The 23,321-nt window shown below is 66.1% G+C and carries 23 protein-coding genes; 8 read left to right on the top strand and 15 right to left on the bottom strand.

The annotated features are described in order from the left end of the window. Positions 1–5: 5 nt before the first annotated feature. A complete protein-coding gene (locus tag K675_RS0127205; RefSeq protein WP_017906622.1) occupies positions 6–1,823 on the bottom strand; it encodes a type VI secretion system Vgr family protein in 1,818 nt (605 codons plus the stop codon). A 216-nt stretch (positions 1,824–2,039) separates the two neighbouring features. Here K675_RS0127205 and K675_RS0127200 point away from each other — a divergent pair, with 216 nt between their 5' ends. After that, positions 2,040–2,744 carry a YebC/PmpR family DNA-binding transcriptional regulator gene (locus K675_RS0127200; protein WP_017906621.1) on the top strand — a complete coding sequence of 235 codons (705 nt, stop codon included), beginning with the start codon at positions 2,040–2,042 and terminating at the stop codon, positions 2,742–2,744. A 131-nt stretch (positions 2,745–2,875) separates the two neighbouring features. Here K675_RS0127200 and K675_RS0127195 read toward each other — a convergent pair whose 3' ends face one another. The 9 genes from K675_RS0127195 to K675_RS0127155 form a co-directional block, all read right to left on the bottom strand. Further along, positions 2,876–4,183 carry a leucine-rich repeat-containing protein kinase family protein gene (locus tag K675_RS0127195; RefSeq protein WP_026145570.1) on the bottom strand — a complete coding sequence of 436 codons (1,308 nt, stop codon included), beginning with the start codon at positions 4,181–4,183 and terminating at the stop codon, positions 2,876–2,878. Positions 4,184–4,266: 83 nt separating this feature from the next. After that, complete coding sequence (zapE, locus tag K675_RS0127190; RefSeq protein ID WP_017906619.1) at positions 4,267–5,391, bottom strand: cell division protein ZapE; 1,125 nt, start codon at positions 5,389–5,391, stop codon at positions 4,267–4,269. Between the two features lie 186 nt (positions 5,392–5,577). Beyond that, entirely contained in the window at positions 5,578–6,630 is a 1,053-nt protein-coding gene (locus K675_RS0127185) for an ABC transporter substrate-binding protein (protein ID WP_017906618.1), read from the bottom strand. Positions 6,631–6,663: 33 nt separating this feature from the next. Then, the gene (locus tag K675_RS0127180; RefSeq protein WP_017906617.1) at positions 6,664–7,779 is read right to left on the bottom strand and encodes an NAD(P)/FAD-dependent oxidoreductase; all 1,116 of its coding nucleotides are present in this window, start codon (positions 7,777–7,779) and stop codon (positions 6,664–6,666) included. Then, complete coding sequence (locus K675_RS0127175; RefSeq protein WP_017906616.1) at positions 7,776–9,131, bottom strand: FAD-dependent oxidoreductase; 1,356 nt, start codon at positions 9,129–9,131, stop codon at positions 7,776–7,778. Before K675_RS0127175 ends, K675_RS0127180 begins: the two co-directional genes overlap by 4 nt. Further along, positions 9,128–9,418 carry a (2Fe-2S)-binding protein gene (locus tag K675_RS0127170; protein WP_017906615.1) on the bottom strand — a complete coding sequence of 97 codons (291 nt, stop codon included), beginning with the start codon at positions 9,416–9,418 and terminating at the stop codon, positions 9,128–9,130. Before K675_RS0127170 ends, K675_RS0127175 begins: the two co-directional genes overlap by 4 nt. Positions 9,419–9,425: 7 nt before the next feature. Beyond that, positions 9,426–10,220 carry an ABC transporter permease gene (locus K675_RS0127165; protein WP_020481084.1) on the bottom strand — a complete coding sequence of 265 codons (795 nt, stop codon included), beginning with the start codon at positions 10,218–10,220 and terminating at the stop codon, positions 9,426–9,428. After that, positions 10,221–11,096, bottom strand: coding sequence for an ABC transporter permease (locus tag K675_RS0127160; RefSeq protein WP_017906613.1), 876 nt, complete (start codon positions 11,094–11,096; stop codon positions 10,221–10,223). Continuing rightward, positions 11,093–12,121: an ABC transporter ATP-binding protein gene (locus K675_RS0127155; RefSeq protein ID WP_017906612.1), complete on the bottom strand. Its 1,029-nt coding sequence runs from the start codon at positions 12,119–12,121 to the stop codon at positions 11,093–11,095. The genes K675_RS0127160 and K675_RS0127155 overlap by 4 nt, the downstream gene beginning before the upstream one ends. A 245-nt stretch (positions 12,122–12,366) precedes the next feature. Between K675_RS0127155 and K675_RS0127150 the strand changes: the two genes are divergently transcribed. Beyond that, positions 12,367–13,203 (top strand): IclR family transcriptional regulator, encoded by an 837-nt coding sequence (locus tag K675_RS0127150; RefSeq protein ID WP_017906611.1) that lies wholly within the window; start codon positions 12,367–12,369, stop codon positions 13,201–13,203. Between the two features lie 9 nt (positions 13,204–13,212). Here the strand turns inward: K675_RS0127150 and K675_RS0127145 are convergent, their stop codons facing one another. Together K675_RS0127145 and K675_RS0127140 are read right to left on the bottom strand one after the other, a co-directional pair. Next, positions 13,213–13,962, bottom strand: coding sequence for an anti-sigma factor family protein (locus K675_RS0127145; protein ID WP_017906610.1), 750 nt, complete (start codon positions 13,960–13,962; stop codon positions 13,213–13,215). Next, entirely contained in the window at positions 13,959–14,465 is a 507-nt protein-coding gene (locus K675_RS0127140; protein WP_017906609.1) for an RNA polymerase sigma factor, read from the bottom strand. The genes K675_RS0127145 and K675_RS0127140 overlap by 4 nt, the downstream gene beginning before the upstream one ends. 185 nt (positions 14,466–14,650) lie before the next feature. On the opposite strand from K675_RS0127140, the gene K675_RS0127135 reads away from it, so the two are divergent. Further along, a complete protein-coding gene (locus tag K675_RS0127135; protein WP_017906608.1) occupies positions 14,651–15,730 on the top strand; it encodes a catalase family peroxidase in 1,080 nt (359 codons plus the stop codon). Further along, entirely contained in the window at positions 15,727–16,266 is a 540-nt protein-coding gene (locus K675_RS0127130) for a cytochrome b (RefSeq protein WP_017906607.1), read from the top strand. The genes K675_RS0127135 and K675_RS0127130 overlap by 4 nt, the downstream gene beginning before the upstream one ends. A gap of 2 nt (positions 16,267–16,268) precedes the next feature. Here K675_RS0127130 and K675_RS0127125 read toward each other — a convergent pair whose 3' ends face one another. Further along, positions 16,269–17,471: an MFS transporter gene (locus K675_RS0127125; RefSeq protein ID WP_017906606.1), complete on the bottom strand. Its 1,203-nt coding sequence runs from the start codon at positions 17,469–17,471 to the stop codon at positions 16,269–16,271. A gap of 101 nt (positions 17,472–17,572) precedes the next feature. Here K675_RS0127125 and K675_RS0127120 point away from each other — a divergent pair, with 101 nt between their 5' ends. Then, a complete protein-coding gene (locus K675_RS0127120) occupies positions 17,573–18,019 on the top strand; it encodes a winged helix-turn-helix transcriptional regulator (RefSeq protein ID WP_017906605.1) in 447 nt (148 codons plus the stop codon). Between the two features lie 4 nt (positions 18,020–18,023). Here the strand turns inward: K675_RS0127120 and K675_RS0127115 are convergent, their stop codons facing one another. Next, positions 18,024–18,740: a FadR/GntR family transcriptional regulator gene (locus tag K675_RS0127115; RefSeq protein ID WP_017906604.1), complete on the bottom strand. Its 717-nt coding sequence runs from the start codon at positions 18,738–18,740 to the stop codon at positions 18,024–18,026. Positions 18,741–19,089: 349 nt separating this feature from the next. Here K675_RS0127115 and K675_RS0127110 point away from each other — a divergent pair, with 349 nt between their 5' ends. Next, positions 19,090–20,445 (top strand): MFS transporter, encoded by a 1,356-nt coding sequence (locus tag K675_RS0127110; protein WP_017906603.1) that lies wholly within the window; start codon positions 19,090–19,092, stop codon positions 20,443–20,445. 31 nt (positions 20,446–20,476) lie between these two features. After that, positions 20,477–21,829, top strand: coding sequence for a glucarate dehydratase (gudD, locus tag K675_RS0127105; RefSeq protein WP_017906602.1), 1,353 nt, complete (start codon positions 20,477–20,479; stop codon positions 21,827–21,829). Positions 21,830–21,832: 3 nt separating this feature from the next. Here gudD and K675_RS0127100 read toward each other — a convergent pair whose 3' ends face one another. Next, entirely contained in the window at positions 21,833–22,480 is a 648-nt protein-coding gene (locus tag K675_RS0127100) for a carboxymuconolactone decarboxylase family protein (protein ID WP_017906601.1), read from the bottom strand. A gap of 140 nt (positions 22,481–22,620) precedes the next feature. Here K675_RS0127100 and K675_RS0127095 point away from each other — a divergent pair. After that, positions 22,621–23,321, top strand: a 701-nt coding sequence (locus tag K675_RS0127095; RefSeq protein WP_017906600.1) for a hypothetical protein, incomplete at its 3' end; no start/stop codon positions are given.

Raw genomic sequence — 23,321 nt, 5'->3', positions numbered from 1 at the left:
ACGCTTCATTCCGGTTCCAGGGGGCTGATCAGCCATTCATGGACGCTGTTCAGCTCCATGGCACAACTGTCGGAGAGACTCTTCAGACTCGCCTGGAGAAACGCCCGGCGCTGGCCGGGGCTCCAGTGTTGGCGCAGGTATTCGTGCACGGCCAGGCACTGGCCGGGATAGAGCAGCCAAAGTTGTTCCGGCGTGTCGGCGAGCTCCAGTGCCAGCCGATGTCGCTGGCAGGGGCTCAGTATGGCCATGCCCTGGGCATTGCTGTGACCTTCGAGCAGGATGTCTTCGCGATTCAGGCGTGCCAGTTCCCCGAGTCCGGGCCGCGGCATCCGCACGATGTACCAGACGCTGTTGCCCAGGCAGCGCCCGGGTTGCCGTGGCTGTTCGTAGAGATGGATTTCCCCGGGCGTTTCTTCCGGTTCTCGCGATTCGGGCGGCCCGTGGCGTTTCGTCTGCCGATCGCTCAGGAAACCGCAGATCACCAACTGTCCGGGATCGTGGTCGACACATTCGATCAGCACCTGGCTGCCTACCGCCGGAGCCCTGCCTTCGGCGACCCCGAGAGGGATCCAGCAGCCGGGAGGGGCGTCCGGCGCGTGCAGGGCATCCTGCAACTGGACATGCAGCCGCCCCTGGGCATCCGGCCAGGCCGACTGTCCCGGTGGGCCGAGGACGGTTCCCAACTGGTAGCCCGGTGGTTGCAGGCGGGGCTGGCGAAGGGCCGGGCGGAAGGGGGTGGCCCAGGGAATCGCCTTGAAGTGGTTGCGATAGCCCTGGTTCTCCAGGTCTGCCGGGTGTGCCAGGGCCTGGGACAACGCGTCCGGCCGTTCACCGTCGACGCGTTGCTCGCCCCAGTGCCGGACTTCGGTGATCAGCCACTGGTCGTTGAACGCCTGGCGGGGATGGCTGCCCAGTTGGCGCACATCGGCGCTGTGCAGCTCGCCTAGGTCGCTGCTGCCCTGGATCAGCCGGTTGTCGCAGCGCAGGCGTTCCAGGGCGCGGCGACTGCATTGCCGTTCGTGGCGCTGCCATGGGTCGTCGGGCGTCGCGTGCAAGCCGTAGGGTCCGGCCTGGTTGGCGGCCCCATCGGTTTGCGCGGGTACATGACAGGCCGGGGAAGGCCAGGGCGGGCAGCCGGTGCCGGGTGTTCGGCGGCTGTCGAACGGACGAGGCAGTGTGTACCGCTCATGCAACCGATGGAGGGTCGGCTGTCCGTTGAGTGGCGTTTCGCCGTAGCGCAGCAGGCCCGGCCGTTCGGGGAAGGCCTGGGGGTCTTCGGCGAAGACCACGACATGCTGCCCGGCGCTGTGCTCGAAGTGATAGTGGATCCCTTCTTCCTCGCACAGCCGGTTCAGCCACTGCAGATCGTCCTGCTCATGCTGCTGGCAATACGGGCGGGGCGGGTAGGTGCCCTGGTCGAGTTCGAGGCGATAGTCGACGGGCTCCAGGCCATGGCTGGCGAGCAGCCGCGCGAGGATTTCGGGAACACCCAGGCCGTAGAACACCCGATGCCCGGCACGATTTTCCAGCAGCGTCAGGCGTGGTCCCAGCACTACCTGGTAGTGGCAGCGGTTGGCGCTGAGGTAGCCGCAGCCGATTTCATGGATCAGCCCGTGGACCCCGGCCCCCGGCTGGCCGAAACCGAGGAACGCCGGTTGATGCAGCAGGGCCTGCAGGTCCAGTTCCGGGTCATCGCCCAGCAGCTCGATGTCGAAGCGATAGGGCTGGTTCAGGGCTTCATGTCCACTGAAGCGAATCACCTGCAGGGGGGCGGCAAGGGAAGCGATTGCCAGTGAGAACTGTCGTGCCTTGTCCTGAGCCATTTCATCTCTTTTTGTCGGGGACGTTGTGGCAGAGGGTACGAAATGCCGGAGATATCTGGACACAGCAAAACAGCTTTTGGGAAATTGCCTACGATGATCTGCGCAGAGTCGTAGCGATTGTCAGGTTTTGGTCGATCCGTGACTTTTTGCCGTATAAACTGCGCGCAAAGCGTCGGCCAATAAATGTCACGACGCCACTGATCGAGAGAGTGAGTAATGGGCGCACAGTGGAAGGTTAAACACAAAGAGGCGGCAGCCAACGCCAAGGGCAAGCTGTTCGGCAAGCTGGTCAAGGAAATCACCATCGCCGCGCGCAATGGCGCGGACATCGCCACCAACGCGCACCTGCGCCTGGTGGTCGAGCAGGCGAAGAAGGCCTCGATGCCTCGCGACACCCTGGAGCGCGCGATCAAGAAAGGTTCCGGCCAATTGGGCGAAACCGTGCAGTACCACCGTGTGACCTATGAAGGATTTGCTCCGCACCAGGTGCCGCTGATCGTCGAATGCGTCACCGACAACGTCAACCGCACCGTGGCGGAAATCCGCGTGGCGTTCCGCAAGGGCCAGTTGGGCGCTTCCGGCTCGGTGTCCTGGGACTTCAACCATGTGGGCCTGATCGAAGCGTCGCCGGACAGCCCGGATGCCGATCCGGAAGTGGCGGCGATCGAAGCCGGTGCCCAGGATTTCGAGCCGGGTGAAGAGGGCGCGACCCTGTTCATCACCGAGACCACCGACCTCGACGCGGTGCAGAAGGCCTTGCCGGAGCAGGGCTTCACCGTGCTGTCGGCGAAGCTGGGCTACCAGCCGAAGAACCCGGTCAGCGGCCTGAGCGACGAGCAGATGGCTGAAGTCGAAGCCTTCCTCGAAGGCCTGGACAACCATGACGATGTGCAGGACATGTTCGTCGGCCTGGCCGGCTGATCCAGACCTTCAGCGCGTCTGTTCGCGAATGAATCCTGCTTCCGCAAGGATTGCCACAAGTCTGGGGGCAGTCCGCCTGGTGGCAGGATTCACCGATGCGTCGGACCGCCGCGAACAGCGCCCCGCATGACTCAAAGCAGCGCGCAAATCTCCTCGAACCCCGGCCGCGCCAGCACTTCAGGCTGAATGCAGCGAGTCTGCAAGTCTTGCAATGACTCCCGCATGCCCGACTCGAACTCCCCGTCGACCCGCTCCAGCAACTCCCCCAACAGAATTCCGAACGCCCGCACCTCGATCCGCTGCAACGCACGGGTTTCCTGGCTGTCCGTCGGCGAGTGGAACGACGCCGCGCCAAAATCGCCCAACAGGCAGTCACCTTCGGCGTTGTAGAGAATGTTGTGCCCATACAGGTCGCCATGGCACAGCCCCAGGCGATGCAGGTGTGCACCCACCGAAGCAACACCGCGCGCCATGCGCAGGGCCTGCGTCGGGCTGAAGCGGGTCTCGTCGCGATACACATCGCGGCTGCACGAATCGAGGCTGGGCAGGGCGGCGAGGTTGGCGAACCGTGGATCGATCAGTTCCATCACCAGCCCGGCCTGCTCATCGGGATGGCCGACGATGCGGCCTTCGACCCGGATCAGGTTCGGGTGCAGGCCCGCCGCGATGCAGGCGTTCATTTCGTTCAGCGGCGAGCCATCGCTGGTCATGCTGCCCTTGTACAGCTTGACCGCCACGGTCTTGGCCGCTGCCGAAGGACGGTTCCACAGGGCCTGGCTGATCACCCCGGAGGCGCCTTCGCCCAGCCGTTGTTCGAGCTGCAATTGCGCCCAGTCGATATTCGGCGTGGTATCACCGGCCAGCACCTCGCCGGTGTGATCGAGGCGCGGATTGCCGGCATAGGCGATCCAGGCCAGGCTCGGCAGGGTCAGCAGCCACTGCGGCAACTCGTCCAGCCGGTTGGCGGCGATGCGGATCAGCTCCAGGTTGTGGCAGTCGGCCAGGGTCGCCGGCAGTTGGCGCAGACGGTTGCCGGCGAGCATGAGCTTCTGCAACAGGGGGCGGCGGCCCAGCTCTTCGGGCAGTTCGGTGATGCGGTTGTCGGTCAGGATCAGCCAGCGCAGCAGCGGTGGCAATGCCGCCGCCGGAACCTGTTCGATCCGGTTGGCCTTGAACGCGACCATGCTCAGTTTGGCGCATCGACCCAGGCAACCGGGCAGTTCGGTGAACAGGTTGTCGGAACAGAACAGGATGCGCAGGTGCGGCAGGCGGTGCAGGTCGTCCGGCAGCGTACTCAGGCGGTTGCCGCTCAGGTTGAGAATTTCCAGGGAGTCGGCCAACTGGAAGATCTCCCGGGGAAACTCGGTCAGCCCGCAGGACAGATCGAGTCGCTTGATACCGGCCAGTTGGCCGGCGCGCAGTTGTTCAAGGGTATGCATGAGCGGGCGTTCCGTACGGGTCACGATCATCGAAAAAGGCCGCCATCATAGCCGCCCGGGCGCCAGCTTGCTCGTTGTCGCGCTCAGGGGCCGACTTCCATCAGTTGCCCCAGCCGGCTACGGGTGCGCGCCAGGTCGACGGCATTGCCGCCGAGACTGTCGCGAAGGGGGCGCTCGCCGATCAGTCGCAGGCGCTTGTCCTGGTCGTAGAGCACGTCGATCAGGTTGATGAAGCGCTGCTGGGTGGCAATCGGGCAATCCTCCAGGGGGGGGAGTTCGTCGATGATCCAGGTATCGAAACGGCGGCACAGTTCCAGGTAGTCCATCACCGCGGTGGGTTCTTCGCACAGGTCGGCGAATTCGAAGCGCACGCAGCGGTCCTGGTTCTGCCGCACCTTGAGTTGCCGTGCGCCGACGGTCAGCGGGCTGGCCGGAGCACCTCGCTCCGGTAGTCCCAGGGCCTGGCGCTGCCTGGTGCTGCCCGGCCAGATGTACTGCCCTTGGGTGAACCGCTGTTGCGCATGACTGGGGACGAGGCTGCGGTAGTCATGGGGGCCCGCGACCTCCATGACTTCCATCCGCGCATTGATCAGGTCGATCACCGGTTTGAATCGCGCATGGTAGAGCGGGTTGGGCAGCAGCCCCTCGGGGGGGTAGTTGGAGGTCAACACCAGCAGCACCTGGCGTTGGAACAGCGCCTTGAACAGCCGAGTGATCAGCATGGCGTCGCCGATGTCATGGACATGGAACTCGTCGAAGCACAGCAGCCGACAGTCGACGAGCAGTTCATCCAGGGCGGCGCTCAGCGCATCCGGGCTGTCACGATGACTGAACATGCCCCGGTGCAGGCGGGCGAAGAAATCATGAAAGTGCAACCGCTGTTTCTCGGCAATCGGTGCCGCCTGGAAAAAACCGTCCAGCAGCCAACTCTTGCCCCGGCCCACGGCACCGTGCAGATACAGGCTGCGCTGTTGCACGGGCGGGCCCTGCAACAGCGTCGTGGCCTGTTGCGCCATACGTTCGATGACCCGCTGCTGGCTGTGGCTCAGGGTATAGCCCTGGTGGCTGGCCTTGCGCCGGAAGTAGTCATGGACATCGTGGTGCGGCTCGGCCGCGCCCAGCTTGGCCGGCGCCGTTTTGCCAAACAGGCGGCGCAGTGCCGGCCAACGGGACTTGTTGCCTGGGCGGTGAGGAGGTGTGGCGGCCAATGGAGATAATCCCCTTGCGTGAACATTCCGAACGTCGCGGTAGCGGTCTGCCGGGCGATGCTGCACCTGGGGTGGTGCAGCGTCATGTTGCCAGGGACTGCCGCGATTCTACCAATAGAGAATGGGGCGGCCAGCAATCTCTAAAGGGAATGGCTGCCGGGTCAGCGTCGGCGGGCCTCGACGATTCTAGCGTTCGATGCTGCGGTTCCAGCGGGCGTTCCACTGCGGACGCAGCAGATTGACCTGGTCCCAGTCGATCGCCACGGCGGTTTCCAGGTATTGCTTCATCGCCTCGACCTGGCCACGGGTGCGCTCGGTGGTCGGTGTGTTGGGGTTGGACGGGATCTGGTCGCCGTCCTCCAGCGCCGCCGCCTGGGCCTCGGGGCTCAGCAGGAACTCGGCGAGCTTCTGTGCCAGCTCCGGCTGGTTATTGTTGGCAATCGCACACTCGGCGACGTTCAGCACCACCGCGCCCTCCTTGGGTTGCGCGTACTCCACCGGAATACCCTTGAGCTTGAGCGCGGTGACCTGCGTTGGCGTCAGCGGGAACAGCGCCGCTTCGTCGGTCTGCACCATCTCCGACAGCTTGGCCGAGCTGGGGATGTATTCCAGCACGTTGCGGCCCACGCTGGTTGGCCAGGCCTTGAAACCCGGGTCGACATTGGTCTCGTTGCCGCCCTGGAGCCGGTTGAACATCAGGAAACCGTGCAGGCCGAACGTCGAGGAGGACATCGACTGGAACACCAGCTTGTCCTTGTACTTGCTGTCCGCCATGTCCATCCACGAAGTCGGCGCGGCCCAGCCCTTTTCCTTGAACAGCCGGGTGTTGTAGGCCAGTCCCGTCACCCCCAGGCTGACCGCCACCGCTTCGTCCTTGATCCGGCCCTTGGCCGGAATCTGCGCCAGGGTCGGGTTGTCCCGCAGCTTGCTGCACAGGCCCATGGAGATCGCCCGGTACATGATCCCGTCATCGAGAAAGATCACGTGCAGTTGCGGGTTGTCCTTGCTCGCCTGGACCTTGGCGAGAATGTCGGCGGAGGTGCCGGGGACGATCACCACCTTGACGTTGTTGGTCTTTTCGAAGGGCGGCAGCACCTTGTCGGCATACAGCCTTTCCATGGTCCCGCCGTTCATGCCCAGGTACAGCGTCGGCTCGGCCCGGGCCGGCGAGGCCAGGAGCAGGGCGGCGAGCGGCAGGCAGGACAAACCGATCAGGGCATTGCGTGGGGCATGGTTCATGGCGCGATCTTCCTCTGGGTTCTGACGGCCCGCTCAGGCAGCGGGAGTGGCTTGGAAACGTTGGATGGAAAAAGCCTCGATCGGCGTCGACGACTGGCCCTGGCAGACCAGTTCGGCGAGTACTTCGCCCACCGCCGGGCCGATCTGGAAACCCGCCCCGGCAAAACCGAAGGCGTGCAACAGGCCGGGTTGGGTCGAACTCGGTCCGATCACCGGCTGGCGATCGGGCAGGTAGCCTTCGGTGCCGCTCCAGGTACGAATGGCCTGGGCGCCTTCGAGAAACGGGTAGAGCTCGACGGCCTGGCGGAGAATCTCCAGCACGGCGCGCTGTCCGGGTCGGGCGCGGGCGCCGTCGAGAGCGAAACCCTGGCCGCCGCCCAATACGCAGTTGCCCCGCGTGACCTGGCGGGCGTAGATGCCACCACCTTCGACACCGGTGCTGGCATCCATCACCAGGGGCAAGGGTTCGGTCACCAGCATGGCCGGGTGGCCGGAGTGAATCGGCACCGCTTCGCCAAACTGCGCGGCGAGGCTGCCGGCCCAGGCACCGGCGCAGTTGAGTAGCCAGCTGGAGCGGATTTCCTGGCCATGGCAGGTGTGCAGGATGAAGCGCCGGCCGTCGTGCTCGACCCGACTGACCTCGCTCTGCTCCAGCACCCGCGCACCCTGCTGGCGGGCCGCCCGGGCAAAGGCCGGGCTCACCAGACGCGGGTTGGCGTGACCGTCGTCGGGGCAGAACGAGGCGCCCTCGGCGATCTGCCCGACCCAGGGAAAACGCCGATGCAACTGTGTGCGATCGAGTATCTGCAGTTCCAGCCCGAAACCCTGGCTGCTGTCGGCATAGGCCTGCAGGGCGGCCAGGTCGGCAGGGCTGCGGGCGAGCTTGAGATGTCCGCAGCGCCGGTATTCGCCGTCTATGCCGATCAGTTCGGGTAACCGGCTCCAGATTTCATGGGCGCGCCGGGACAGTGGCAGTTGCGACAACGGCCGGCCCTGGCGCCGCACCCCGCCATAGTTCACGCCGCTGGAATGGCTGCCGCAGAAGTCCCGTTCCAGCAGTGCCACACTGCGACCCTGGCGGCTCAGCGCCAGCGCCGCCGAGGAACCGACGATGCCAGCGCCCAGGATGGCCACCTCGACTTCGATCACGGCGTCACCTCCACGCCGAACGGCAGCGGCTTGATCGGCGCCTGGGCACGCAGGCGGCCGATGGCCTCCAGCGACCGGCCGCTTTCACAGGCAATGATCTCCGCCGCCGCCGCACCGCAGAGGCGGCCCTGGCAGCGGCCCATGCCGACCCGGCAGTGGGCCTTGACCCGGTTGATCTCCCAGTGCCCCTCGCGAACCACCGTGCGCACCTCGCCGACCCGTACTTCCTCGCAGCGGCAGAGCATCAGTTCGTCCGGCGCCTGGCGGGCCCAGTGTCCGGGAAAGGGGAAGGCGTTCTCCAGGCCCGTGCGGAACTGGCCGATGCGTTCCAGGCGGTTTTCCAGGTCGGCGGTACGGTTGTGGTCGACGCTGTAGCCCAGGTCTTCCAGCAATGCCAGGGCGGCGCGTTCACCGGCGATTTCCGCGGCGTCGGCCCCCTGGATGCCGGCACCGTCGCCAGCCAGGTAGATCCCCGCCACGCTGCTGCGTCCGGCGCGATCGCGCTCCGGTAACCAACTGCGGTTCAAGGAGTTCCAACTGAACCGGCAACCCAGCAGGTCGGCCAGTTGGGTTTCGCTGCGCAGGCCATGGGCGAAGGCCACGGCGTCGCATTCCAGAGCCTGGGATTGGCCGGCCTGGTGCCAGTGCAGCGCCTGCACCCGCTGTTCACCTTCGATGCGTTCCAGTTGCGCGGCCTGGTGCACGGTCACGCCATGGGCGCTCAGCCAGGCCCGATAGTACAGGCCCTTGGCAAGGGTCAGCGGTTGCCTGAGCAGCCCCGGCAGGGCCTTGCATTGCGCGCTGAAGGGCGAGCTGTCGAGCAGCGCGACCACCTTCGCGCCAGCCTTGGCGTATTGATACGCCACCAGGTAGAGCAGGGGGCCGCTGCCGGCGAAGACCACCCGCTCGCCGATGGCACAGCCCTGGAATTTCAGGGCGATCTGCGCCGCCCCGAGGCTGTAGACGCCCGGCAAGGTCCAGCCGGGTACCGGCAGCACGCGGTCGGTGGCGCCGGTGGCGACGATCACCGCCGCGTATTCGAGGTGTTCGGCGCGGCCTTGGCGCAGCGTATCGACGGCGCCGTGCTCGGCGTTCCACACCAGGGTTTCAGGGCGATAGTCGAGCTGTTCGCGCAGCTCATCGAGGGCCTGGTGGATGGCTTCGGCCTTGTCGGACTCGAAGCCGTACAACTGGGCGGGGGCACGGCGGAAATTCTCCGGCTGGCGCCGATAGATCTGCCCGCCGCCTCGTGGCGCTTCATCCAGCAGGATCGGCCGCAGGCCATGTTCGACCAGGGCCTGGGCGGCGCGAATCCCGGCCGGGCCGGCACCGACGATCAGCACGGGCTTCATGCGTTCGACCTCCCTTCGCGACTCACCTGTTGCCCGGCCTCGAGCATCGTCGAGCAGGCGCGTACCCGGCGCCCGTCAGCCAGGCGGACCCAGCAGTCCTGGCAGGCGCCCATCAGGCAGAAGCCCGCGCGGGGCTCGCCGCCGAAGTCGCTGTGGCGCAGGTGCTCGCCGACGGTGAGCAGCGCGGTCAGCAGGGTATCGCCCTGCAGGCCGCGGGCCGGCTGGCCGTCGAGGGTGAATTCCAGGGCCGGGCGCTGTGCCTCGACCAATCGTTTGAGCAGCGCCATGGCGACCTCATTGTTTGCCTACCAGGACCCGATCGAGGCCGTAGACCCGGTCGAGCAGAATCATCGTCAATGCCGTGAGCGCGATCACCAGTGCCGACACCGCCGCCATCATCGGATCGATGGATTCGGTGGCGTACACGTACATGCGCACCGGCAGGGTCTGGGTCGCGGGGGAGGTGACGAAGATCGACAGGGTCACCTCGTCGAAGCTGTTGATGAACGCCAGCAGCCAGCCGCCGGCGACACCGGGGAGAATCATCGGCAGGGTGATCTGGCGAAACAGCGTCAAGCGTCCGGCCCCGAGGGATTCGGCCGCCTGTTCGGCGCTGCGGTCCAGGCCGATGGCGGCGGCCAGCACCAGGCGCAGCACATAGGGGGTGATCACCAGCACATGGGCCAGGATCAGCCAGCCGAAGCTGCCATTGACCCCCATCAGGGCGAACAGCCGCAGCAGCGCCACGCCGAGCACCAGGTGCGGAATGATGATCGGCGAGAGAAACAGGCCATTGAGAAAGTCCCGCCCGGGGAATTGATGGCGGGTCATCGCCAGGGCCGCCGGTACGGCGATCAGGGTCGCCAGGCTGGCGGCGCTGAAGGCCAGCAACAGGCTGTTGTAGAACGCCTGGACGAAGTCGGCCCGTTCGAACACGGCGCGGAACCAGCGCAGGGAAAAATCCGTGGTCGGCAGGCTCAGGGTGTTTTCCGGGGTGAACGCCACCAGGCACACCACCACCAGTGGAGCGAGCATGAACACCACGATCAGGCCATGGAACAGCAGGGCCAACGGGCCGTTTCTGGACATTTACGCGGCCCCCAGGGATTTTTTGTAGCGACGTTCGATCATGCGGTTCCACGACAGCATGATGAGCAGGTTGAGCAGCAGCAGCGTCACCGCGATCGCCGCGCCCATCGGCCAGTTGAGCTCCGACAGGTACTGGTCGTAGACCAGTGTCGCGACCATCTTCAGCCGACGTCCGCCGAGCAGGCCGGGAATCGCGAAGGAGCTGGCGGACAGGCCGAACACGATCAGCGTGCCGGACAGAACCCCGGGCATGACCTGTGGCAGCACCACTTGGCGCATCACTGTGATGTGGCTGGCCCCGAGGGATAGCGCGGCCTGTTCGGCGGCCGGGTCGAGCTTCTGCAGCGAAGTCCAGACCGGGATGATCATGAATGGCAGCATCACGTGGACCAGGGCGATCACCACCGCGAAGGGTGTGTAGAGCAGCTTCATCGGCGCCAGGCCGATGGCCTGCAGGCTGTGGTTGACCAGGCCGTCGGCGCCCAGCAGCAGGCTCCAGCCGAAGGCCCGCACCACCACCGAGATCAGCAGCGGGATGAGGATCAGGATCAGGAAGATCGAGCGCCACGGACGGCCCATGCGGCTGAGGATGTAGGCCTCGGGCACGCCGATCAGCACGCAGAGCAGGGTGGTCAGGCCGCTGATCCAGAAGGTTCGCAGGAAGATCTCGTAGAAGTACGGGTCGCTCAGCAGTGCGCCGTAGTGCTCCAGGGTGTAGGCGTCGCCGCGCACGCCGCTCTGGTAGTCGAAGACGTTGACCGACAGCACGGCGGTCAGGCCCAGCGGCAGTACCAGCAGGCCGATATACAGGGCCAGTGCCGGGGCCGACAGCAGGTAGCCATGTCGGCCCTGTCGCATCCGCGCCAGCAGGCTCATGCCGACACCTCGCCGGTTTCCAGCACCCGCAGCAGTTCGCCGGGCCAGTCCAGGCCGACCGGGCTGCCTTCCTCCAGCGGTGGCGAGCCGTCGTTGCGGCGGACCACGCTGAGCTCGCCGAGGGCGGTATCGACCCGGTACAGCCATTGGCTGCCGAGAAAAAACCGCGTGCTGATGCGCCCGGCCAGGCGTCCGGTGCCGGCCGCCAGCAGGTCGATCTTTTCCGGACGCAGGCTCAGGGTCAGCGTCCCTTCGCCCGGTATCTGGCGGACCTGCGGGCAGCCGCTGGCGTCACGATCGCCCGGCAACAGATTGGCCTTGCCGACGAACCCGGAGATGAAGCGGGTGCGCGGATGCTCGTAGAGACGGTACGGCTCGTCGACCTGGGTGATGCGTCCGGCCTCCATCACCACCACCCGGTCGCTGATGGACAGCGCCTCGGCCTGGTCGTGGGTGACCATCAGGGTGGTGATGCCGACCTCGCGCTGGATCCGGCGAATCTCGAACTGCATTTCCTCGCGCAGGTTGGCGTCGAGGTTCGACAGCGGCTCATCGAGCAACAGCACTGGCGGTTCGATCACCAGTGCGCGGGCCAGGGCGACGCGCTGGCGCTGGCCGCCGGACAGTTCGCGGGGGTAGCGCTCGGCATGCCGCTCCAGGCGCACCAGTTGCAGCACCGTCGCCACCCGTCGCTGCACCTCGGCGGGCGCTACCTTGCGCATGCGCAGGCCGAAGGCGACGTTGTCCTGGACGGTCATGTGGGGAAACAGCGCGTAGCTCTGGAACACCACGCCCAGGCCGCGGCTGCTGGGTTTGGCGTGGGTGATGTCGCGGTCGTCGAGCAGGATCCGCCCGGCGCTGACCTCGACGAAACCGGCGACCATCTGCAGGGTCGTGGTCTTGCCACAACCGGAGGGGCCGAGCAGCGAGACGAACTCGCCCTTGTCCACCGCCAGGTTGGTGGCGACCACCGCTTCGAGGGTGCCATAGCGCTTGCACACGCCTTCAAGTCGTAGAAAGGCCATAACTGCGTTCCACCTTGGGTTGTGGTGCACGGCGAGGCGCACGTTTCTTGTCATGGGCAGAGACGAAGGGGCGTTGCGTGGGTGCGTGGTGCTCGACGGCGGTCGGCTACCGGTGTTGTTCGAATCGCCCCTTGTGGACGCAGAGTAGGACGAAGCCTAGGATGTGCGAAAGAGTGAATTTCACTGAAAGAATGACTATTTTCAGTTTCATTCATTCAGCAGATTTCCAGGCGAGAAATACCGATATGAATTTCACTGAGCGGAATGAAAAATCGAATGAGGTCGGTGTTGGTGCGGTCTCCCGACTGTTTGCAGTGTTGCGCAGCCTGGGTGATTCGCCGGAGGAGGGCGAGCGGGTCACGCAACTGGCCGAACGCGTCGGCCTGTCCCAGCCGACCACCCACCGGCTGTTGCGCAGCCTGATGGATGAGGGCATGGTCGAGCAGGATGGGCGCAGCAAGCGCTATCGCCTGAGTCTGGAGTTCTTTGCCCTGGCGGCCCGTGCCGGGCGCAGCGGCAACCTGCGCGAACTGGTGCGCCCGGCGTTGCTGCGGCTGTCGGCTTCGCTTGGCGACTCGCTGTTCCTGCTGGCGCGCAGCGGCTTCGATGCGATCTGCCTGGATCGCAGCGAGGGACCGTTCCCGATCCGCACCTTCACCGGCGATATCGGCGGTCGCGTGGCTCTGGGCGTGGGGCAGGGCAGCCTGGCGATCCTGGCGTTCCTGCCGGAAGACGAGCGGGAAACGGTGATCCGCTACAACCTGCCGCGGTTGCGGGACTTTCACCTGTACGACGAAGTGTTCCTGCGTTCGGAAGTCGAGAACGTGCGCCAGCTCGGTTATGCCGGGCGCAATACCGGGGCGCTGCAGGGCATGGCCGGGGTGGCGGTACCGATCCTCGATCGCGATGGGCGGGCGGTGGCGGCGTTGAGCGTGGCGACCATCAGCGATCGTCTCGGGCCGGACCGTCTGCCGACGGTGGTGGAACTGCTCAAGCGCGAGGCGGCGGCGATCGGCCCGCGAATCAACCCGTTCGATCCGCTGCTACGACGCCCTTCGCAGATCTTCGGTGCGCCGGAGTAGCGTCCGCGACTAGAACCGGCTGGTCTGGCGCAGCACCTGCGCCACCGGCGTATCGGCCGGCGCCACCATCGCGTAGTTGTAGCCGGGGCTGGACCAGTACTCGGCCTGCAATTCGCCGTCCCGGCGGTGGCCACGCTCCAGCAGATGGTTCTGCGGCCCTGGCGGGCGCATGTAGTAGGTGATCCGCCGGCCTTGCGGGTCTTCGTAGAGGACCATCGCCGCCGCGCCCTGTTCGGTGCTCAGCAGGCGCGCGCTGACCGGCCTGAAGCCGGCGTTGTCCAGGTTGGGCAGGCGATTGGCCCGGCTGAAGTAGCGGTCGAGCCAGCCCTGCAGGTCGCCGTTGCCCTCGACCTTGAAGTCCGCCGGCAGGATGTCCCGGGTGGCGAACAGGCGGTAGGCCTGCACCGCGTCGGCCATCGGCAGTGGCGTCGGCAGGGTCATTTGGCGGGCCTGCCAGCCGCCCAGGCCGCCGACACTCACCGCGATCAGCAGCACCGCCGCGCTGGCCAGGTGGCGCCGGGAGCGGGCGCGCAGGCGCTGGCGGATGGCGACCGGGTCCAGTCCGGGGTTGGTGGGCAGTTGCAGGGTCGCCCCGAGGGCCGCCCGCAGGTGCTGGGCATCGCGTTGCCAGTCGCGGACCTGACGCGCCACTTCCGGGTGGCTGGCGAGGTAGCTGTCGATCATTTGCCGGTCGGCATCGCTGAGCTGATGGTCGACATAGGCGTGCAGGTCGCGTTCGCTGGGAGGCAGGGTGATCATTTCAGTATCCGCAGGGAAGGGCTGGTGATTTCGCCGTCGCTGAGTTGGCGCAGGGCCTGGCGGGCGCGGGACAGACGCGACATCACGGTGCCGATGGGCACGTCGAGGATCTCGGCGACTTCCTTGTAGCTCAAGCCCTCCACCGAGACCCAGAGCAGCAGTGCACGTTGCTCCACCGACAGGCGTTCGAAGGAGGCCAGGGTCGATTGTGCCACCACCGTGCGTTCCACCGAAGGCTCGCTGTCGTCACGCCCGGTGAAGAACTCCAGCATCCGCGCATAACGACGCTGGCGGCGATGGGCATCGAGGAACTGCCGGTAGAGGATCGAGAACAGCCAGGCGCGCAGGTCGCCGTCCGGGCGCTTCCTGCTCCAGCTGGACAGTGCCCGCTCCAGGCTGGCCTGGACCAGATCGTCGGCGCTGCTCTCGTTACGGGTCAGCGACACGGCGAAGCGCCGCATGCGGGGGATGAGTTCACGTAACTGTTCGTCGAGATCGTTCATGAAAACCTGCAGGGTTCTGGTCAGTCACTACGCTGGGTGCGGGAAGACGTCCATGGCTGAAGGTTATTCCACGCAACGAAAAAATAATCATCGAAAAAAAATATCGACGCCCGGGAATAACCCATGACGGCCCGCGTCCCACTCGCTCCCCAACCGTGTGGCCGCCCAGGGCCCTGGAGTTTTTCATGGTAGATCACACCCCGCCGCCATTGAGCGGTACGAGCAAGGTTCTGCGTCTGTCCGCCATCGCCGTGGTCGTCGCGGTACTGGCCGGCGCCTTCGGCTATGTCGGTGGCCGGCTCGATCCGCAACGCCTGACGCCCGCGCGTATCGTCGACAAGCTGGAAAGCAATAGCGGCCATTACCCGGGGCTGCGCCGCAACCATGCCAAGGGCGTCTGTGTCGCCGGCTACTTCGAAAGCAGCGATGAGGCCCGTCCGTATTCGACCGCCAAGGTCTTCGCCGAAGGCAGCGTACCGGTGGAAGGGCGGTTTGCCTTGCCGGGCGGCAATCCCTATGCGCCGGACAGCAGCGTGCCGATCCGCAGCCTGGGGCTGCGCTTCATCCTCGCCAACGGCCAGCAATGGCGGACCGGGATGAACAGCATGCCGGTGTTCCCGGTGAGTACCCCGCAAGCCTTCTACGAACAGCTCAAGGCTTCCGCCCCGGATCCGGCGACCGGCAAGCCGAACCCGGCGGCCATGGCGGCCTTCTTCGCCGCGCATCCGGAAACCGCCCAGTTCCTGCAGTGGATCAAGACCGCCAAGCCCTCGGCCAGCTACGCCACCGAGAGCTACAACGCACTGAATGCCTTTTACCTGGTCAATGCCGCGGGTCAGCGCCAGGCGGTCCGTTGGGGCTATGTGCCGTTGAGCCAGGACGCTCCCGGGGCGGTGGCGCCGGCCGGTGCCGACTATCTGGAAAAGGACCTGGTGCAGCGCCTGGCGGCCGGTCCGCTGAAATGGCAGTTGCGCATCACCCTGGCCAACCCCGGCGATCCGATCGACGACGCGAGCAGGATCTGGACGGGCGAGCACAAGGTGCTCAACGCCGGCACCCTGGTACTGGAGAGCACGCAGCCCCAGGACAGCGGCGATTGCCGTGACATCAACTATGACCCGCTGGTCCTGCCCAGCGGCATCGAGGCCTCGGCCGACCCGTTGCTGGCGGCGCGTTCGGCGGCCTATTCCAGTTCCTACCTGCGCCGTACCAGTGAGGTTGGCCAGTTGCCGGCCAGTCACGCCAAACAGGAGTCCCGCCCATGAGTGCCCCGTTGAAGCATTTCGTTCCCCTGGCGCGCCTGCTGCACTGGCTGATGGCGCTGATGATCCTGGCGATGCTGTTCATCGGTGCCGGGATGGTGGCCTCGGTGTCGGCACGGCACGAGTGGCTGATCCACCTGCACAAGCCGCTGGGGATCGCGATCCTGGTGTTGGCGGTGGTGCGGCTTGCGGTGCGCTTCGGCACGCGGCAGCCGGCGTTGCCGGCGGATCTGCCCGCCTGGCAGGTGCTGGCGGCGAAGTCCTCCCATGTATTGCTGTATGCGCTGATGCTGGTGCTGCCGCTGCTGGGCTGGGCGATGATCTCCGCGGCCGGTGATCCGGTGATGCTCGGCAGCTCGATCCGCCTGCCGGCACTGCTGTCGGCCGATGCCGCGACCTTCGCCTTCTTGCGCAAGGCCCATGGCTACCTGGCCTACCTGCTGTTCCTCACGGTGCTGATGCACCTGGCGGCGGCGCTGTTCCACGGCTGGATTCGTCGGGATGGAGTGCTGCAGAGCATGCTGCGGGGCAAGGGCTGAGTTCACCCCCTCACGGACCACCCCCAATACACCAGGGCCGTGGCACTGATCGCGGCCCCCAGCAGGCAGACCCCGGTCCATCCGCCCCAGGCGTACATCGCCGTGGCCCCCACGGCACCACTGGCACTTCCCGCCGAATAGAACAGCATGTAGCCCGCCGCCAATCGGCTCTGCGCCTGGGGCCGGACGCTGTAGATCAGCGCCTGGCTGGTCACATGCACCGCCTGCAGGCCCAGGTCGAGGACGATCACCCCGAGCAGCAGGGCCCAGAGCGACCATTGGGTAAAAGCGATGGGCAGCCAGGACAGCAGCATCATCGCCAGCGCCAGGCCGCTCACCCACTGCGCCCGGCCACGGTCCGCCCAGTGTCCGGCGCGCGCCGCACCCAACGCACTGGCTGCCCCCGCCAGGCCGAACAGGCCGATTTCGGTATGCGACAACGACAGCGGCGGAGCGCTCAGGGGCAGCACCAGCGGAGTCCACAGCACGGTGCCGGCGGCAAAGATCAGCATCGCCAGTACCGCCCGATCGCGCAGTACCTTCTCCTCGCGAAACAGCCCGAACAGCGAGGCGATCAGGGCGCCATAACCCTGGCGTGGCTTGCGCGGCTCATGCCGGGGCAGGACCTGCCAGAGTGCCACGGCCATCAGCAGGGTCAGCAGCGCCGACAGCAGGTAGACCGAACGCCAGCCGGCCAGGTCGGCCATGCCCCCGGCAACGCTGCGGGCCAGCAGCAGGCCGACGACGATGCCGCTGGTGACGTGGCCGACGACCTGGCCGCGTTCGCCTGGCGCCGCCAGTTGTGCCGCATAGGCCACCAGGGTCTGGGTCACCACCGCCAGCAGGCCGATCAGGCCCATGCCCAGCAACAGCCAGGCACTGCCGGGGGCCAGGGCGGCGAGCAGCAGGGCCACGACCGACAGCAACATCTGGCCGACGATCAGCCGCCGCCGGTTGAGCAGGTCGCCCAACGGCACCAGCAACAGCAAGCCCAGGCCGTAGCCGACCTGGCTCAGGCTGACCACGATGCCCACGGTGGCGTGGTCCATCGCGAAGGACTCGGCGATGGCATCCAGTAGCGGTTGGGCGTAGTAAACGTTGCCCACCGACAGGCCGCAGGCGATGGCGAACAGTAGCGCCGTCGCCCGGGAAAACCGGCCGCCGGTGTCCGGGATGGCGGTGCTGGCCGGGGCTTGAAGTGCCATGGAAGCGCTCCTTGAAGTTCTGGTTTTAATTTGAAACCACTTGTACCCTAGAGGGGCCGGTTTTATATTGCAACCACATTTTCCTGTCGGAGTGCCGCGCCATGGTCAAACGTGCCAGCCTGGAAGCCGCCGAATGCCCGGTGGCGCGCTCGGTGGGCGCCATCGGCGATGGCTGGTCGTTGCTGATCATTCGCGATGCGTTCGACGGCATTCGCCGCTTCGGCGAGTTTCAGCGCAACCTGGGGCTGGCCAGGAACATCCTCGCCACCCGCTTGAAGAGCCTGGTGGAGCACGGGGTGTTGACCACCGTGCCGGCGTCGGATGGCAGTGCCTACCAGGAATACATGCTGACGGAAAAGGGCCGGGGCTTGTTCAACCTGATCATCGGCCTGCGCCAGTGGGGCGAGGCGCATTGCTATGGGCCGCAGGAGCCGCGCTCGGTGCTGGTCGACCGTGAGCAGGGGTTGCCGCTGCGGCCGCTGGAACTGCGCGCCGAGGACGGGCGCCTGCTGGGGCCGGACGACTGTCGGCGAATCCCGGCCGGTTGACCTTTCACTCGCCGGCGAAGCGCTCCTGGCTGTTGCTCAGATGCGTCCACATCGCGGCCCGGGCCGCGTCGGCATCCTGGCGGCGAATCGCGGCGAGAATCGCCTCATGCTCCTGGTTCGCCAACTGGCCCAGCGTTGCCAGATCGGCATCGCCGCGTTCGGTCGCATGCACCCGGGTCCGCGGGATCATCGAATTGCCCAGGTGCAGCAGGATCTCGACGAAATACGGGTTGCCGGTGGCTTCGGCGATCAGCAGGTGAAAGCGCTGGTCGGCGGCCACGCAACTGTCGTTGTTGGCCAGCAGGCTCCGGTATTCGTCCAGTGCCGCGCGCATCTGTCGCAGATGTTCATCGGTGCGTCGGCGGGCGGCCAGGGCGACGGCCTGGGTTTCCAGGCCCAGGCGCAGCTCGAGAATGCCTCGCACGCTCATCGCCGTGTCCGCGCTCAGGCGCAGGCCATGGCCCTCTTCGCGCTCCAGCACGAAACTGCCGACGCCGTGGTGGGTCTCGACCCAGCCTGCGGCCTGCAGCTTGGAAATCGCCTCGCGCACCACCGTTCGGCTGACCTTGTGCTCGCGAATGATGGCGCTTTCCGAAGGCAGCTTTTCGCCCGGTTTCAGTTCACCCAGGCGAATCCGCTGGGTCAGGTGGTTGACCAGGTCGGTGGCCAGGTTGGGTGTGCGCTTGCGGCGTGAGGTGGAGCGATCGCTGTCAGTGCTCATGGTCGTATCGTGCGGAAGTAAGGGGAGAGCTTAACACTCGTACGATGAGTGGTGGGAGTGGGGGTTCTACATGTATGACGAGTTGGATTTTTTGACTGCCTTGATCTTTTCCGTTGGGACGGCTTCTGAATGGATTAGGAGAAAATTCTTGAGGAATATTTATTTTTTAATGAATTAAGTCTTTTTAAAACAATAGGTTACTTTGATATTTCACTCTCTGGTCTGGATTTTTCAGGCGTGGCCTGGCGTTGAGGTGCTTGTTAGAGGATTTTTCTGCTCGTATGATGACTGTCGACTGGCTGGATTTGGCCAGCACCCCGCACACAACAATAATCCGTGGGAGACCGTCGTGAACCACACCCTCGATCCGTCCGCGTCAGCGGAACACGATTCACTGCTGGCCGTCGCCGTGGCGAAGGTCAAGCGCCATGTTCTGCCGCTGTTCGTCATCATGTTCATCGTCAACTACATCGACCGGGTCAATATCGGCTTCGTGCGCACGCACCTGGAGCACGACCTGGGCATCGGTGCCGCCGCCTATGGCTTCGGTGCCGGGCTGTTCTTCATCGGCTATGCGCTGTTCGAAGTGCCTTCGAACATCCTGTTGCAGAAGGTCGGCGCGCGGCTCTGGCTGACCCGCATCATGTTCAGCTGGGGCGTGGTCGCCACGGCCATGGCCTTCGTCCAGAACGAAACCCATTTCTACATCCTGCGCTTCCTGCTCGGGATCGCCGAGGCCGGCTTCTTCCCCGGCGTGATCTACTACTTCACCCGCTGGCTGCCAGGGGTGGAGCGGGGCAAGGCCATCGCGATCTTTCTCAGCGGTTCGGCGCTGGCCTCGCTGATTTCCGGCCCGCTGTCCGGCGCCCTGTTGCAGATCGAGGGCCTGGGTTGGCACGGCTGGCAGTGGATGTTCCTCATCGAGGGGCTGGCCTCGGTGGTGCTCTGCGGCTTCACCTGGTTCTGGCTCGACTCCACGCCGCGCGATGCCCAATGGCTGAGCCGCGCCGAGCAGGACGTGCTGGTGCGGGCGATCGATGCCGAGCAGCGTGCCCGCGAGGCCTCGATGCCGGTCAAGCCGTCGACCTGGAGCCTGCTCAAGGATCGTCAGATCCTGCTGTTCTGCGTGCTGTACTTCTGCATTCAGCTGACCATCTACGCGGCGACCTTCTGGCTGCCGAGCATCATCAAGAAAATGGGCCAGCTCAGTGATCTGCAGGTGGGTTTCTTCAACTCCATCCCGTGGCTGATCTCGATCATCGCCATGTATGCCTTCGCGGCGGCTTCCGGCAAATGGAAGCACCAGCAGGCCTGGGTTGCCACGGCGCTGCTGGTGGCGGCGGCGGGGATGTTCATGTCCACCACCGGCGGGCCGGTGTTCGCCTTCGTCGCGGTGTGTTTCGCCGCCATCGGCTTCAAGTCCGCCTCGTCGCTGTTCTGGCCGATTCCCCAGGCCTACCTGGATGCGCGGATCGCGGCGGCGGTGATCGCCCTGATCAACTCCACCGGCAACCTCGGCGGCTTCGTCGCGCCGGCCACCTTCGGCCTGCTGGAACAGCACACCGGTTCGATCCAGGGCGGGCTCTACGGCCTGGCGGCGACCTCGGTCATCGCGGCGGTCCTGGTGTTCTTCGCGCGCACCCGGCCCAAGCCCGGCCATGGCGTGCCGGGGAGCATCGGTCCGGCCCTGAACGAATCCCACTGAACCCCATTCCCTTGCCAGACAGGTACCCATCATGAATGCACAGACGCTCGGCACTGCCGGCCAGACCCCGGTCATCAGCGGCTTCCAGGTCATCCCGGTGGCCGGCCACGACAGCATGCTGCTGAACCTGAGCGGCGCCCACGGCCCGTTCTTCACCCGTAACATCGTCATCATCACCGACAGCAGCGGCCGTACCGGCGTCGGCGAGGTGCCCGGCGGCGAGCGGATCCGCGCGACCCTGGAGGACGCCCGCGGATTGCTGCTCGGCCAGTCCATCGGCAATTACCAGAAGCTGCTCAACCAGGTCCGCCAGACCTTCGCCGAACGCGATGCCGGCGGCCGCGGGCTGCAGACCTTCGACCTGCGCATCACCATCCACGCGGTCACCGCGCTGGAGGCGGCGCTGCTCGATCTGCTCGGCCAATTCCTCGGCGTGCCGGTGGCGGCGCTGCTCGGCGAAGGCCAGCAGCGGGACGCGGTCAAGGTGCTCGGCTACCTGTTCTACATCGGCGACCGCCAGCGCACCCACCTGGCCTATCGCAATGAAGCCGAGGCCGAGGATGCCTGGTTCCGCCTGCGTCACGAGCAGGCGCTGACCCCGGAGGCGATCGTCCGCCTGGCCGAGGCGGCCCAGGCGCGCTATGGCTTCAACGACTTCAAGCTCAAGGGCGGCGTGCTCGACGGCGCGCAAGAGATGGAAGCGGTGACGGCCCTGGCCGAGCGCTTTCCCGAGGCGCGCATCACCCTCGATCCGAATGGCGCCTGGTCGCTCAAGGAGGCGATCGCCCTGTGCCGCGACAAGCACCGGGTGCTGGCCTATGCCGAGGATCCCTGCGGCGCGGAGAACGGTTATTCGGGGCGCGAGGTCATGGCCGAGTTCCGCCGGGCCACGGGCCTGCCGACGGCGACCAACATGATCGCCACCGACTGGCGGGAAATGGGCCATGCGATCCAGTTGCACGCCGTCGACATTCCGCTGGCCGACCCGCATTTCTGGACCCTGCAGGGTTCGGTACGGGTTGCGCAGATGTGTCACGAGTGGGGCCTGACCTGGGGCTCGCATTCCAACAACCACTTCGACATCTCCCTGGCGATGTTCACCCACGTCGCCGCGGCGGCGCCGGGCGAGATCACCGCCATCGACACCCACTGGATCTGGCAGGACGGCCAGGGCCTGACCCGCGAGCCGTTGCAGATCGTCGACGGGTTCATCCAGGTGCCGCAAAAGCCCGGCCTGGGCATCGAGCTGGACATGGACGCGGTGTCCCGCGCCCACGAGTGCTACCGCAACATGGGCCTCGGCGCCCGGGACGACAGCGTGGCGATGCAGTTCCTGATCCCGGGCTGGTCGTTCGACAACAAGCGGCCTTGCCTGGTGCGCTGATCCTCAGGTCGGCTCGAACAGCGTCACGGCGGCGATCCGCGCGCCGTCGACGCGCACCAGCAGCAGGCCCCTGGGTAGCGGATGACCTTTCTGATAACTCGCCACCAGCACCTGGTCCGCTGCCGTGGCGGTGGCCTGCAGGTGATGGGGTGGGCGCAACAGCGCACGCACCGCTGGCGGGATCGGGAAGTGCTCACGGTTGTCCCGCACCGCGTCGCAGAAATCCAGCACCACGGCGCGTGGCGCGGGGGCGGGTGGCGAAGTCATTCCCGCCTCGGCGAACAACTGGTTGAGCCGCTCGGCGCTGGCCACGGCCCGGGGAAAACCGGTGAAGGCCGAGGCCTGCAACAGCAGTTCGGTGTATTCGCCCGGTGCCAGCCCCGAGGCCAGGCCGGTCTTGAAGTGGACGCTCAGGGGCGGGCCGACCAAGCCCGCGGCGACGATGGCGGCGAAGGTCGCGGCTTCGCGCAATCGGGGATCGAGGCCGGGGCGCCGGTGCAGGTGGCCGTAGACCACGCCGACCGCCAGTTCGCCCAGCGCTGGCGTGGTATGGAACAACGCGTCGAGGCGGGCACCGCCGTCGGGTATCAGTTCGATGAATTGCTTGCGGCCTTCGCGATAGAGCTCGGTCACGGGGTCGTTGTCGTTCATGCTGTCTCCATTGGCGATCCGGGAAAGATTTCGCGCGTCGACGACAGCGGGACATCGACAGCTGCCAGCCTAGCCAATGCATCGGAAAATGCCAGCGGACGGGTTTTGCCCTAGAGTGGCGGTTTTGCCGGAGCGCAACCATGGCGACGTTTTATGATGCACGCGGGAACATCTATGCGGTGACGAGCCCTGACGAGTTGCGCGGCCTGGGGCTCGATGTGCCGATGGACGCCGCCCAGGCGGCGCTGCAGCGCCGCGACTGGTCCGTTGCGGCGGTGGAGGCGTTGTGCGGCTGGGCGGGGCAGGAGCCGGGGCGCGGTGGCAAGCACCATCGTTCCGACGGCCTGCTGGTCGGGCCGTTCCAGTGCGCGGCGCCGTTCGACCTGCTGATCGTCAATACCGACGGCACCCTGGCCGAGCGCAGTGGCAACGGCCTGACGATCTTTTCCCAGGCCTTGAGCGAGCAGGGGCTTCTACCCGGCGAAGGCAGCAGCCTGTTGCGGGTCCATCACGATCAGCCGGGTGGTACGTCTTCCGTCGCGACGGCGGTTGAGCCGGCGCAGGTCGAGGGCCGGCAGGGGTTCTGGCTGGCGCTGGGCAGACCGGAATTCGGCCCTGCGGCGGTGGCCGCCTCCGGCACCGGCGAGGCCGAGTTGAACGGCCGGCCACTGAGCCATGTCGCGCCTCTGGCGCGGTTGAACGAGGCCTGGCGGTGCAGCCAGTTCGTGCGGGTCGGCAACCCCCATTGCGTCACCCTGGTCGAGGACGTCTCGGCACTGCCGAGCAATGCACGGATGCTTGAGGCTACCCTGGAGCCGGGCTTGACCGCGATTGCCTTTGC

This window comes from Pseudomonas fuscovaginae SE-1, from assembly GCF_000364705.1.
Classification (GTDB): Bacteria; Pseudomonadota; Gammaproteobacteria; order Pseudomonadales; family Pseudomonadaceae; genus Aquipseudomonas; species Aquipseudomonas fuscovaginae_A.
The sequence above is the reverse complement of the archived record's forward strand: the minus strand, read 5'-3'. Positions and strand labels throughout refer to the sequence as shown.